Here is a 13,279-nt window from a genome sequence, read left to right on the forward strand (position 1 = left end):
CGGCGCGCCGACGCGTGTGGGGTCGATGGGTGGCGCGCCGGACGGTGCGGGGCTGGTGCACGGTGCGCCGGACGGTGCGGGAGTGGTGGGTGGCGCGCCGGACGGTGCGGGAGTGGTGGGTGGTGCGCCGGTCCGGGTGGGGGCTACGGGCGGTGTGGCCGCCGGCACCGGGCCGTTGGGCGACGCGCCCCACGCTGATCGTGCTCGGGTGCGTCTCCGGGCTGCTCGCCGTGCTCGGGCTCGTCCTGTGCGCCCTGGGAGTGGAGCGCGTGGTGGGCCGCTCCCGTACCGCCGCGCCTCCGGCCGCCGTGCGGCCCGCCGTCCACACGGCCGTGCGGCCGGCCATCGTGCCGCGATCGCGCTGGCTGGAAGCCCGGACCGCGCACAGCCAGCCCCCGCCGCGCTACGACGACCGGGTCGTCGCGGTCTTCGTCCACCACACCGACTCGCCGAACGCCTACGACTGCGCCGACGTGCCCCGCATCATCAGGTACCTCTACGCGGGGCAGACCGGCGTCCGGAACTGGGACGACATCGGCTACAACTTCCTCGTCGACCGGTGCGGGACGATCTACGAGGGGCGCGCCGGCGGCGTCGACCGGGCCGTCACCGGTGCCCACACCCAGGGCTTCAACCACCGGACCGCGGGGATCGCGGCCATCGGCACGTTCACGGCGGGGGCGGTGGTGCCACCGGCGATGACCGAGTCGATCGCGGCGCTCGCCGCGTGGAAACTGGGGCTGGCGGACGTGGATCCGCGGGGCACCGTGCGGCTGGTGTCCAGCAACAGCCTCAGCCGGTATGCCGCGGGCAGCGCCGCGGTGCTGCCCACCCTGGCCGGTCACAACGCCGGGTTCATGACCACGTGTCCCGGCGCCGCGCTGACCGCCCGCCTTCCGGCCATCCGTGCCAGGGCCGCGCTCCTGCAGGGCCGGCGCTGAACACCGGCGTGGGCCGTCGTGGATCGGGCGCGTGGTTCGGGTGGGAGGTTCGGGTACGGCTGGACGGGGGGCGGTCGCGCAGTACCCCCCGCCCCCGGGAACAAGTTCCCGCCCGCCGTCTCCCGCCCGCCCCGCGTTCGAGGACGAGGCCGTTCAGGCCGGTAAGGGGGTCCGGCGGCGGAGCCTGCGGGTACGGAGCGGCCGGAGCACCCGCACACCTCACCCCCTGAACCGCTCCCACAGCCTGGGATACCGCTCGGCGAGCACCCCTTCGTTCTCGAAGTCGAGCGGCGTACCCTCCGGCTCCGACGACGCGGGCGGAATCCCGAGGTCCGGCGCGACGACCCCGGTGAGCTGCTCGTACGCCTCGTCCGCCGCGTACCCCAGCTCCTCGCCGTCCCCGTCGAGATCCTCGTCGAAGTCGTCCAGCAGCTCGGCGAGGGCGTCCGGGTCGTGCATCGCGCCCTCGAAGACCTCCCGCCCCTGGCCGATCAGCCAGCACCGGAAGAAGTCGAAGGCGTCGTCGCTCGCCCCGTCGAGCAGCACCCACGCCGCGCCCCACAGATCCCAGCGGTACGCGCGGTTGTAGCGGGCCTCGAAGTGACGGGCGAAGTCGAGCACGACGTCCGGGTCCCGCTGGACGAGCCGTTCGACGAGCAGGTCGGCGTGGTCCTCGGGGTCGCCCTCGACGGCCTCGCGGGTCGTGTCCACCAGCTCCCAGAACTCCGTCTCGTCCATCACGGGTCAAGCATCGGGCCTCAACGGGAGTGACGCACGCGGAGTGCCGCAGATTGTTATGCGCGCACATGCCGACGGTAGAACCGGCAGGTACGGGCCGCTTTCGCGTGCCCGTCAGGCGTAGAGCGCCGCCAGTCGCGCCGCGTCCGCGGCGAAGCGTTCGCGCAGGGCCGCGGGGGAGAGCACCTCCACCTCGGACCCGAGCCCGGTGAGCTGCGTATGGGCGACCTCCTCGGACTCGACGGGGAGCGTGGCGGTCACCCACCCCCGGTCGTCGGGGGCACCGCACGCGTCCAGGGCCGCGCTCGCCGCCGGGGGACCGACGGCGTGCGGCAGCCGCCGTACGCCGTCCGGGGAGAGCCGTACGACGGCCTCGGCCCGCAGGATGGACCGCGCGAACTGCCCGGCCCGCTCCTCCCAGAACCCGGGCAGGTCGAAACCCTCGTCCCGCCGGAACCGCTCCTCGCCGAGACCGATCGCGGTGAACCGGTCGATGCGGTACACCCGGAAGGTCCCCGCGTCCGGGACCCGCGCGCACAGGTACCAGACGCCCGCCTTCAGCACGAGTCCGTACGGCTCCAGCGTCCGCTCCACCTCCGCCCCGCCCCGTCCGTAACGCGCGACGACCGGCCGGTCGTCCCAGACCGCGTCCGCGACCGTGGGCAGCAGCTCGGGCGCGGCGGGCTCGCTGAACCAGGCGGGCGCGTCCAGATGGAAGCGCTGCGCCGCCGTCCGCGAGGCGTCCCGCAGGGAGGGCAGCAGGGCCGCGGAGACCTTCAGCCGGGCCGCGGACGCCGTGTCCTCCAGACCCATCTCGCGCAGTGCCCCGGGCACCCCGCTCAGGAAGAGCGCCTCCGCCTCGCCGCGCGCCAGGCCGGTGAGCCGCGTGCGGTAGCCGCCGATCAGCCGGTAGCCGCCGGCCCGGCCGCGGTCCGCGTACACCGGGACCCCCGCCTCCGAGAGCGCCTGGGCGTCCCGCGCGACGGTCCGCTCCGACACCTCCAGCTCCCGCGCCAGCTCGGCGGCGGTCATCGACGCCCGCGACTGGAGGAGCAGCACCATCTTGATCAGGCGGGCAGCACGCATGCGTTCATCATGCCGGGCGCCACCGACAGCGAGCCGGGCGAAGACGACGGCGAGGGGGACACGGCTCTCGCCGTGCCCCCCTCGCCGGGACGAACCACAGGTCCTACAGGCCGTAACGCTCCCGGGCTTCCTTCACCGCGGACGCCTTGACCTCACCGCGCCGGGCGAGCTGTGCCAACGCCGCGACGACGATCGACTGCGCGTCGACGCCGAAGTGGCGGCGGGCCGCCGCACGGGTGTCCGAGAGGCCGAAGCCGTCGGCACCGAGCGAGGACCAGTCCTGCTCGACCCACTGCGCGATCTGGTCCGGGACCTGGCGCATGTAGTCGGAGACCGCGAGCACCGGGCCCTCGGCGCCGTGCAGCGCCTGGCGGACGAACGGCACCCGCTCCTCGCCGCGCAGCAGCGCCGCGTCGGCCTCCAGCGCGTCGCGCCGCAGCTCGGTCCAGGACGTCGCGGACCACACGTCCGCGGCGACACCCCACTCCTCGGCGAGCAGCCGCTGCGCCTCCAGGGTCCAGTGGATCGCCGTGCCGGAGGCCAGCAGCTGGACGCGCGCGGCGTTGGCGGCCGGGGACAGGCCCGCCGACTCGGCCGTGTTGAAGCGGTACAGGCCCTTGACGATGCCCTCGTCGACGCCGGGCCCGGCAGGCTTCGCGGGCTGCGGGATCGGCTCGTTGTAGACCGTCAGGTAGTAGAAGACGTTCGGGTCCTCGCCCGGCGCGCTCTCGCCGTACATGCGGCGCAGACCGTCCTTGACGATCGCCGCCACCTCGTACGCGAACGCCGGGTCGTAGCTGAGCGCCGCGGGGTTCGTCGCCGCGATGACCGGGGAGTGGCCGTCGGCGTGCTGGAGGCCCTCGCCCGTCAGCGTCGTACGGCCCGCGGTGGCGCCGACCAGGAAGCCGCGGCCGAGCTGGTCGCCGAGCTGCCACATCTGGTCGGCGGTGCGCTGCCAGCCGAACATCGAGTAGAAGATGTAGAAGGGGATCATCGCCTCGCCGTGCGTGGCGTACGCGGTGGACGCGGCGATGAAGTCCGCCATGGAGCCGGCCTCGGTGATCCCCTCGTTGAGGATCTGGCCGTCCTTGGCCTCCTTGTAGTACATGAGCTGGTCGCGGTCGACCGGCTCGTACGTCTGGCCCTTGGGCGAGTAGATGCCGAGGGAGGGGAAGAGGCTCTCCATGCCGAAGGTGCGCGCCTCGTCGGGGACGATCGGCACCCAGCGCTTCCCGCTCTGCTTGTCGCGGACGAGGTCCTTGACCAGCCGGACGAAGGCCATCGTCGTCGCCACGTTCTGCGTGCCGGAGCCCTTGTCGAAGGACGCGAAGGCCTTGTCGGCGGGGGCGGGCAGCGGGGCGAGCGGGTGCGTACGGCGGGCGGGGGCCGGGCCGCCGAGGGCCGCGCGGCGCTCCTGGAGGTAACGGACCTCGGGAGCGTCGGCGCCCGGGTGGCCGTAGGGGACCACGCCGTCGACGAACTGGCTGTCGGAGATGGGCAGTTCGAGCAGGTCACGCATCTGCTTGAACTCGTCCGTGGACAGCTTCTTCATCTGGTGGTTGGCGTTCTTGGACGCGAAGCCCGTGCCGAGCGTGAAGCCCTTGACCGTCTGGGCCAGGATCACGGTCGGCCCGCCCTTGTGGGCCAGCGCGGCGCGGTAGGCGGCGTACACCTTGCGCGACTCGTGGCCACCGCGGGAGAGGTGGAAGCACTCGGTGATCTTGTCGTCGCTCAGCAGCTTCGCCATCTCGACGAGCGCCGGGTCGGCGCCGAAGAAGTCCTGGCGGATGTAGGCGGCGTCGCGGGTCTGGTACGTCTGCACCTGGGCGTCGGGTACCTCGCGCAGCCGGCGTACCAGCGCGCCGGTGGTGTCGAGCCGGAACAGCTCGTCCCAGGCGTTGCCCCACAGGGACTTCACGACGTTCCAGCCGGCGCCGCGGAACTGGGCCTCCAGCTCCTGCACGATCTTGAAGTTCGCGCGGACCGGGCCGTCGAGGCGCTGCAGGTTGCAGTTGATGACGAAGGTCAGGTTGTCCAGGCCCTCACGCGCGGCCAGGGCGAGTGCGGCCGTCGACTCCGGCTCGTCCATCTCGCCGTCGCCGAGGAACGCCCACACGTGGGACTGCGAGACGTCCTTGATGCCGCGGCTGGTGAGATAGCGGTTGAAGCGCGCCTGGTAGATCGCCGACAGCGGGCCGAGGCCCATCGAGACCGTCGGGAACTCCCAGAGCCAGGGCAGCCGGCGCGGGTGCGGGTAGGACGGCAGACCGTTGCCCCCCGCCTCCTGGCGGAAGTTGTCGAGCTGCGTCTCGGTGAGACGGCCGTCGAGGAAGGCGCGGGCGTAGATGCCGGGGGAGGCGTGGCCCTGGATGTAGAGCTGGTCGCCGGACCCGTCGGCCTCCTTGCCCTTGAAGAAGTGGTTGAAGCCGGTCTCGTAGAGCCAGGCCGCGGAGGCGAAGGTGGCGATGTGACCGCCCACGCCGTGCTTCGCGCCCCTGCTCACCATCGCGGCCGCGTTCCAGCGGTTCCAGGCGGTGATCCGGCGTTCCATCGCCTCGTCGCCGTCCACGGTGGGCTCGGCGGAGGTGGGGATGGTGTTGACGTAGTCGGTCTCAAGCAGCTTGGGCAGCGCGAGGCCGTTGCCCTCGGCGCGCTCCAGCGTGCGGCGCATCAGGTACGCGGCACGGTGCGGCCCGGCCGCCTTGGTGACGGCGTCCAGTGAGGCCTGCCATTCGGCGGTCTCCTCGGGGTCGCGGTCCGGGAGCTGGTCGAGCTCGCTCGGCTGGATTGCGGTGGGGTCGGTCATTGCGCCGCCTTCCGGAGTCGAAGGGGGTCCCTCGTCGGTAAGGGTTCGGGGTAGCCCTTGGTCTTTGGCAGGACAGGGCTCGAGGGCTCTGGTGTGAGCCCGTTGATGACTGTAACTCCCTGATCGATGATCGATCAAAGGAATCGGGCCGAAAACCGCTTACTCGGGGAAAAGTCGGCACGGGGTGCCTTGGCGGCAGGCACCGGGTGCCTTGGATTCGCGGGATTCTCGCAGGTGAGCATGGACGCGCTCCGCTGTGTCAAGGCCGCGGCGCGCAGCCGAGGACGTGCGCCTTCACCAGCTCCGCGATCAGTGGGTCCCGGCGCCGGAAAGCGGCCACGAGGGCCTCGTGCTCCTCCGCGTACGACTGCTGGACCGTCCCCAGCCAGCGGATCGACAGCGCCGTGAAGACCTCGATGCCCAGGCCCTCCCAGGTGTGCAGGAGGACGGAGTTCCCGGCGGCCCGCACCAGCTCGCGGTGGAAGGCGACGGTGTGGCGGACCTGGCCGGTCCCGTCCGACAGCCGGTCGGCCTCGTACAGCGCGGTGACGTGCGGCTCCAGCGCCGAGCAGTCCTGGGCGAGCCGCTCCGCCGCCAGCTCGGCCGCGATGGCCTCCAGACCGGCCCGTACGGGGTAGCTCTCCTCCAGGTCGGCGGCCGTCAGGTTGCGCACCCGCACGCCCTTGTTGGGCGCCGACTCGATCAGCCGCAGGGACTCCAGCTCCCGCAGCGCCTCCCGGACCGGGGTCTGGCTGACCTCCAGCTCGGTCGCGATCCGCCGCTCCACGATCCGCTCGCCCGGCTTCCAGCGCCCGCTCACGATCCCCTCCACGATGTGCTCGCGGATCTGTTCGCGCAGCGAGTGGACGACGGGCGCGGTCATGAGGGCTCCTTCGGCGTGGGCTCTGGATCCAATACTGCGGCCCGAAGGGCCTCGTTGAGGGGTGGTGACCGGGCGACGAGCGGGACCCAAGGGCGTTTGACGTTTAGACAATAAGGCCGCACCGCTGCCGGAGAGAGGCGCGCGGGGGCGCTTTCGCGCAGGTGAGACGAGACTTACACGCTGTCAGCGGCTGCGCGCCCGTCTCCGGCGGCTCCCGGTGGGCGCACACGCGACGCCCCCGCCCGGAAGGTTCCGGACGGGGGCGTCGCGTGCGCCGGGGTAGGACTACAGGCCGAGCTCGACCTCGAACTCGCCCGCCTCCAGGATCGCCTTGACCGCGGTCAGGTAACGGGCCGCGTCGGCGCCGTCCACCAGACGGTGGTCGTAGGAGAGCGTCAGGTACGTCATGTCACGGACGCCGATGACCGTGCCCTCCTCCGTCTCGATGACGGCCGGACGCTTGACCGTGGCACCGATGCCGAGGATCGCGACCTGGTTCGGCGGCACGATGATCGTGTCGAAGAGCGCGCCGCGCGAGCCGGTGTTGGAGATGGTGAAGGTCGCGCCGGACAGCTCGTCCGGGGTGATCTTGTTGGCACGGACCTTGCCCGCCAGGTCGGCGGTCGCCTTCGAGATACCGGCGATGTTCAGGTCGCCCGCACCCTTGATGACCGGGGTCATCAGGCCCTTCTCCGAGTCCACCGCGATACCGATGTTCTCGGAGTCGAAGTAGGTGATCGTGCCGTCTGCCTCGTTGATCCGGGCGTTGATGACCGGGTGGGCCTTCAGCGCCTGGGCCGCCGCCTTCACGAAGAACGGCATCGGGGAGAGCTTGACGCCCTCGCGGGCCGCGAAGGAGTCCTTCGCCTGCGCGCGGAGCTTCATCAGACGGGTGATGTCGACCTCGACGACCGAGGACAGCTGGGCCTGCTCGTGCAGGGCCTTCACCATGTTGTCGCCGATGACCTTGCGGATGCGGGGCATCTTGACGGTCTGGCCGCGGAGCGGGGAGACCTCCAGGACCGGGGCCTTCTTGGCGGCGGGGGCAGGGGCGGCGGCCGCGGCGGGCGCCGGGGCAGCGGCGGCGGCCTTGGCGGCCTCCGCGGCGGCGACGACGTCCTGCTTGCGGATGCGGCCACCGACGCCGGTGCCCTTGACGGCGGCCAGGTCGACACCGTTCTCGGCGGCGAGCTTGCGCACCAGCGGGGTCACGTAGGCGCCGTCGTCACCGGAGGTCGCGGCGGGTGCCGGGGCCGGGGTGACGGGGGCGGGCGCGGCCGGCGCGGGAGCCGGAGCGGGCGCGGCGGGCGCGACCGGGGCGGCGGCCTGGACCGGAGCCGGAGCCGGAGCCGGAGCCGGAGCGGCCGGGGCGGGCGCGGCCGGGGCCGGAGCCGCGGGGGCCGGAGCCGGAGCCGCGGGGGCGGCCGGGGCCGGGGCCGGAGCGGCAGCGGCGGGAGCCGCGGGGGCCGGAGCGGCGGCCGGAGCCGCGCCCCGGGCGCCGATGACGGCGAGCTTGGCGCCGACCTCGGCGGTCTCGTCCTCGCCGACCACGATCTCCAGCAGGACGCCGGCGACCGGCGCGGGGATCTCGGTGTCGACCTTGTCCGTGGAGACCTCGAGCAGCGGCTCGTCCTCCGCGACCTCCTCGCCGACCTCCTTCAGCCAGCGGGTGACGGTGCCCTCGGTGACCGACTCGCCCAGCGCGGGCAGCACGACGTCGGTACCGGAGGCGCCACCGGCCGGAGCGGCGGGGGCGGCAGCGGCGGCGGGAGCCGGAGCCGCGGGGGCCTCGGCGGCGGGGGCCGGCGCGGCCGGGGCCGGGGCCGGGGCGGCCTCGGGCTCGGCGGCCGGAGCGGGGGCGGCGGCGGGCGCGCCCGTGCCGTCGTCGATGACGGCCAGCTCGGCGCCGACCTCGACGGTCTCGTCCTCGGCGACCTTGATGGACGCCAGGATGCCGGCGACGGGAGAGGGGATCTCGGTGTCGACCTTGTCCGTCGACACCTCCAGCAGCGGCTCGTCGGCCTCGACGCGCTCGCCCTCGGCCTTCAGCCAGCGGGTGACAGTGCCCTCGGTGACGCTCTCACCGAGCGCCGGAAGGGTTACGGAAACCGGCATGGTTTCTGTTGCTCCTTACGATGGGATCTCCCCTGCTTCGAGCGGAGTCGAGAGCTTGGGGAAGGTGCGGAAGTCTGTGGTCGTCGCGCCCAGGGCGACGCGGTGACTGAAAACAGCCGGGGCGGTATCAGTCGTGCGAGTGCAGCGGCTTGCCCGCGAGGGCCAGGTGGGCCTCGCCGAGCGCCTCGTTCTGCGTCGGGTGGGCGTGGATGAGCTGGGCGACCTCGGCGGGCAGCGCTTCCCAGTTGTAGATCAGCTGGGCTTCGCCGACCTGCTCGCCCATGCGGTCGCCGACCATGTGGACGCCGACCACGGCACCGTCCTTGACCTGGACGAGCTTGATCTCGCCCGCGGTCTTGAGGATCTTGCTCTTGCCGTTGCCCGCGAGGTTGTACTTCAGGGCGACGACCTTGTCCGCGCCGTAGATCTCCTTGGCCTTGGCCTCGGTGATGCCCACGGAGGCGACCTCGGGGTGGCAGTACGTCACCCGCGGCACACCGTCGTAGTCGATCGGGACGGTCTTGAGACCCGCGAGCCGCTCCGCGACGAGGATGCCCTCGGCGAAGCCGACGTGCGCGAGCTGGAGCGTCGGGACCAGGTCGCCGACGGCGGAGATGGTGGGCACGTTCGTGCGCATGAACTCGTCGACCAGGACGTAGCCGCGGTCCATGGCGACGCCCTGCTCCTCGTAACCGAGACCGGCCGAGACCGGGCCGCGGCCCACGGCGACGAGCAGGACCTCGGCCTCGAACTCCTTGCCGTCGGCGAGGGTGACCTTGACACCGTTCTGGGTGTACTCGGCCTTCGAGAAGAAGGTGCCCAGGTTGAACTTGATGCCACGCTTGCGGAACGCGCGCTCAAGAAGCTTGGAGGAGTTCTCGTCCTCGAGAGGGGCGAGGTGCTTGAGGCCCTCGATGATCGTGATGTCCGTACCGAAGGACTTCCACGCGGAGGCGAACTCGACGCCGATGACGCCGCCGCCGAGCACGATCGCGGACTGCGGGACGCGGTCCAGGACCAGCGCGTGGTCGGACGAGATGATGCGGTTGCCGTCGATCTCCAGGCCCGGCAGCGACTTCGGCACGGAGCCGGTCGCCAGCAGGACGTGACGGCCCTGTACACGTCGGCCGCCCACGTCGACGGAGGTGGGGGAGGACAGGCGGCCCTCTCCCTCGATGTACGTCACCTTGCGGGAGGCGATGAGTCCCTGCAGGCCCTTGTACAGGCCCGTGATGACCTCGTCCTTGTACTTGTGGACGGCCGGGACGTCGATGCCCTCGAAGGTGGCCTTCACGCCGAACTGCTCGCTCTCGCGGGCCTGGTCGGCGATCTCGCCCGCGTGCAGCAGGGCCTTGGTGGGGATGCACCCCCGGTGCAGGCAGGTACCGCCGACCTTGTCCTTCTCGATCAGGGCGACGTCCAGGCCCAGCTGCGCTCCGCGCAGGGCCGCGGCGTAACCACCGCTACCACCGCCGAGGATCACTAGGTCGAAAACGGTGCTGGCGTCGTTCGCCACGTCACGTCCTCCATGCATGTGCGCCACGCCGGTCTCCAGTGACCGGTCGGCGGCTGGTGTCCGGCCGCTCTTCTTCGGCCCTGTGGTGGGGGCCCTGTCCTGCCGAGAACCCATCTTCGCACTTGTCGGGGGCGTTCGAGACGCCGGGCCGGTGTGTGAGACGTCCCACTGTCCTGTTTCCTTCGGACAAAACGGCCCCGGGCGACACGTCGCCCGGGGCCGTGGAGCACCCGGCAGGGGCGCGGGCCCTGCGCGAGCGGCCACGGATCACCCGTGGCCGCGGAGCGGATCTAGCCGAGGTCGCCCGCGGAGGTCAGCTCGGCGAGACGCACCAGCGTCCGCACCGCCGACCCCGTACCGCCCTTCGGCGTGTAGCCGAACGGCCCGGACTCGTTGAACGCGGGCCCGGCGATGTCCAGGTGCGCCCACGTGATGCCCTCGCCGACGAACTCCTTCAGGAACAGACCGGCGACCAGGCCGCCGCCCATCCGCTCGCCCATGTTCGCGATGTCGGCGGTGGGGGAGTCCATGCCCTTGCGCAGGTGCTCGGGCAGCGGCATCGGCCAGGACTCCTCGCCGACCTCCTCGGCGGCCTCCACGATCGAGGCGCGGAACGCGTCGTCGTTGGCCATGACGCCGAAGGTGCGGCTGCCGAGGGCCAGCACCATCGCGCCGGTCAGCGTGGCCACGTCGATGATCGCGTCCGGCTTCTCCTCGGACGCCTTCCACAGCGCGTCGGCGAGGACGAGGCGGCCCTCGGCGTCCGTGTTGAGGACCTCGACGGTCTTGCCGCTGTACATGCGCAGCACGTCACCGGGGCGGGTGGCGGAACCGGACGGCATGTTCTCGGCGAGGGCCAGCCAGCCGGTGACGTTGACCTCCAGGCCGAGACGCGCGGCGGCGACCACGGCGGCGAAGACCGCCGCCGCGCCGCTCATGTCGCACTTCATCGTCTCGTTGTGCCCGGCGGGCTTGAGGGAGATGCCGCCCGAGTCGTAGGTGATGCCCTTGCCGACGAAGGCGAGGTGCTTGGCCGCCTTGGAACTGGTGTACGAGAGCTTCACCAGGCGGGGAGCGGCGGCCGAGCCCGCGCCGACGCCCAGGATGCCGCCGTAGCCGCCCTTTTCGAGCGCCTTCTCGTCGAGCACCTGCACCTTGATGCCGTGCTCCTTGCCGGCGGCGGTGGCGACGGCGGCGAAGGCCTCGGGGGTGAGGTCGTTCGGCGGGGTGTTGATGAGGTCGCGGGCGCGGTTGAGCTCCTCGGCCACGGCGGTGGCGCGCGCGAGCGCCGCCTTGTGCGCCGCGTCGCGGGGCTTGCCGCCCAGCAGCGCGACCTCGACGAGCGGGGCCTTGCCGTTCTTGGCGGCGCTGCCGGCCCTGCCGGTCTCCTTGTACGCGTCGAAGGCGTACGCGCCGAGCATCGCGCCCTCCGCGAGGGCGCCCACGTCGGCGGCGTCCGTGATCGGCAGGGCGAGGACGGCCTTCTTGGCACCGGCGAGCGCGCGGGCGGCGACACCGGCGGCGCGGCGCAGCGCCTCGGCGCCGTACGCCTCGTCCTTGTCGGGGACCGCTCCCAGGCCGACGGCCACGACGACGGGTGCCTTGAAGCCGGACGGCGCGGGCAGCTTCGTCACCTCGCCCTCGCCGCCGGACGCGCCGAGGGTCTCCAGGATGCCGGCGAGCGCGCCGTCATACCCCTTGTCCACGGCCTCGGCGCCCGGTGCGAGGACCGGGCCCTTGGCGCCCTTGGCTACACCGACGACGATCGCGTCGGCCCGCAGGCCGGACGCTGCGGCGGTGCTGAGAGTCAGAGCAGTCACGGTGGTGAATTCTCGCTTCCATTGAGTTTCATTGGCCGATCTGGGTGGGTCGACCGGGCCCGGCATCGATCCTTGATCTGGCAGCGGAGAGGTGCCTGCGGTGGGGCCGGGAGGGCAATGGACAAGAGCCTACGCGGGGGAGACCGCCCCCGCGTCGTGGGGTGTTCACCCTTGCGTGGCGCGGTGGCCGCCCGACGCTGCCGCGCCCCCGTCATCCGGTGCGTGGGTGGCGGCTTTCGGCCGGTGCGTCGCGTGCGGCTCCGCACCGGCCCCACCGGTCGTCCACCGGCCGGCGACGGGCACGTCCGGGGCGGACGGGCCCCGCGAGCCGGCGACGGACGTCCGCGCCGGGGGAGGCGGGGGATCGTCCACGGGCGCGTTCCCACGCGTCCTGGAGCCCGCCGGGCGAAACGCGCCCCCTGTCCGCTCCCGCCCCCGCGAGCGGCACGCGACGACCTCGGTCAAGTCCCCGGGCCGGCCGGGGACTTCGGCTCCGTGACCGGTGAAGACCCGCCGGGAGCGGCACCGTGACCGCCGGTCAGCCGAGGCAGAGGACGACCAGGGCCGTGGTCGCCGCCGTCTCGGCGAGGCCGCCGAAGACGTCGCCCGTGACACCGCCGAAGCGGCGCGTGCAGTGGCGCAGCAGCAGTTCGGCCGCCGCGCAGGCGGCCACCACCGCGACCGCGGCGCGGACCAGGTCGTACGTCCCCAGCAGCGCGCCCGCGCCGGCCGCCGCTGCGGTCACCGCGAGGGCGACCAGCAGGGCGCCGCGCACCGGTACCGTGCCCGCGACCGCCGCGCCGAGTCCTTCGGGGCGGGCCGGGGGCACCCCGGTCCGCGCGGCCAGGGTGAGGGCGAGCCGGGCCGCCGTCGCCGAGACGACGGCCGCGAGTACGCCCCGCTGCCACGAGGACTCGTAGGCCTGGAAGAGCGCGGCCACCTGGGCGAGCAGCACGAGGAGCAGCGTGATCACGCCGAACGGCCCGATGTCGGACTGCTTCATGATCCGCAGTGCGTCCGGCGCGGGTCTGCCGCTGCCGAGGCCGTCCGCCGTGTCGGCGAGCCCGTCGAGGTGGAGACCTCGGGTGAGCGCCGCCGGTACGGCGGCGGTGGCGACGGCGGCGAGCAGCGGACCCGCGCCCATCGCGAGCAGTGCCACGCCCACCAGGGCCGCGCCCGCCCCGACGACCACTCCGGCCACGGGGGCGCACAGCATTCCGGCGCGCGCCGCCTCGCGGTCCCAGCGGGTCACCCCGACGGGGAGCACGGTCAGGGTGCCGAAGGCGAAGCGCAGGCCGTGGGAGACAGGGGTCGCGGACATCGGCGCAGGTTACCCGGGAGGGCGGCGGGCGGGTACGGCGGCTGAGGACAAAG

9 protein-coding genes are annotated in these 13,279 nt (G+C 72.9%); 1 reads left to right on the forward strand and 8 read right to left on the reverse strand.

Annotated elements, in window-relative coordinates; translation table 11 throughout:
- The first annotated feature begins 197 nt into the window (after positions 1–197).
- Positions 198–941, forward strand: a complete 744-nt coding sequence (locus tag GFH48_RS39430; protein WP_228121418.1) for a peptidoglycan recognition protein family protein — start codon at positions 198–200, stop codon at positions 939–941.
- 219 nt (positions 942–1,160) lie between these two features.
- Here the strand turns inward: GFH48_RS39430 and GFH48_RS28590 are convergent, their stop codons facing one another.
- The 8 genes from GFH48_RS28590 to GFH48_RS28625 form a co-directional block, all read right to left on the reverse strand.
- Complete coding sequence (locus GFH48_RS28590) at positions 1,161–1,679, reverse strand: DUF4240 domain-containing protein (RefSeq protein WP_153293160.1); 519 nt, start codon at positions 1,677–1,679, stop codon at positions 1,161–1,163.
- Positions 1,680–1,793: 114 nt separating this feature from the next.
- The gene (locus GFH48_RS28595; RefSeq protein ID WP_153290986.1) at positions 1,794–2,765 is read right to left on the reverse strand and encodes a helix-turn-helix transcriptional regulator; all 972 of its coding nucleotides are present in this window, start codon (positions 2,763–2,765) and stop codon (positions 1,794–1,796) included.
- A gap of 103 nt (positions 2,766–2,868) precedes the next feature.
- Positions 2,869–5,571, reverse strand: coding sequence for a pyruvate dehydrogenase (acetyl-transferring), homodimeric type (gene aceE, locus GFH48_RS28600; RefSeq protein WP_153290987.1), 2,703 nt, complete (start codon positions 5,569–5,571; stop codon positions 2,869–2,871).
- A gap of 259 nt (positions 5,572–5,830) precedes the next feature.
- Positions 5,831–6,454, reverse strand: coding sequence for a GntR family transcriptional regulator (locus GFH48_RS28605; RefSeq protein ID WP_148013651.1), 624 nt, complete (start codon positions 6,452–6,454; stop codon positions 5,831–5,833).
- A 285-nt stretch (positions 6,455–6,739) separates the two neighbouring features.
- The gene (sucB, locus tag GFH48_RS28610; RefSeq protein ID WP_153290988.1) at positions 6,740–8,569 is read right to left on the reverse strand and encodes a 2-oxoglutarate dehydrogenase, E2 component, dihydrolipoamide succinyltransferase; all 1,830 of its coding nucleotides are present in this window, start codon (positions 8,567–8,569) and stop codon (positions 6,740–6,742) included.
- Between the two features lie 127 nt (positions 8,570–8,696).
- The gene (gene lpdA, locus GFH48_RS28615; protein WP_153290989.1) at positions 8,697–10,085 is read right to left on the reverse strand and encodes a dihydrolipoyl dehydrogenase; all 1,389 of its coding nucleotides are present in this window, start codon (positions 10,083–10,085) and stop codon (positions 8,697–8,699) included.
- Positions 10,086–10,375: 290 nt separating this feature from the next.
- A complete protein-coding gene (locus GFH48_RS28620; protein ID WP_153290990.1) occupies positions 10,376–11,905 on the reverse strand; it encodes a leucyl aminopeptidase in 1,530 nt (509 codons plus the stop codon).
- A 538-nt stretch (positions 11,906–12,443) separates the two neighbouring features.
- Positions 12,444–13,226 (reverse strand): adenosylcobinamide-GDP ribazoletransferase, encoded by a 783-nt coding sequence (locus GFH48_RS28625; protein ID WP_153290991.1) that lies wholly within the window; start codon positions 13,224–13,226, stop codon positions 12,444–12,446.
- Between the last annotated feature and the right edge of the window lie 53 nt (positions 13,227–13,279).

The sequence above is a fragment of the Streptomyces fagopyri genome (genome assembly GCF_009498275.1).
Classification (GTDB): domain Bacteria; phylum Actinomycetota; class Actinomycetes; order Streptomycetales; family Streptomycetaceae; genus Streptomyces; species Streptomyces fagopyri.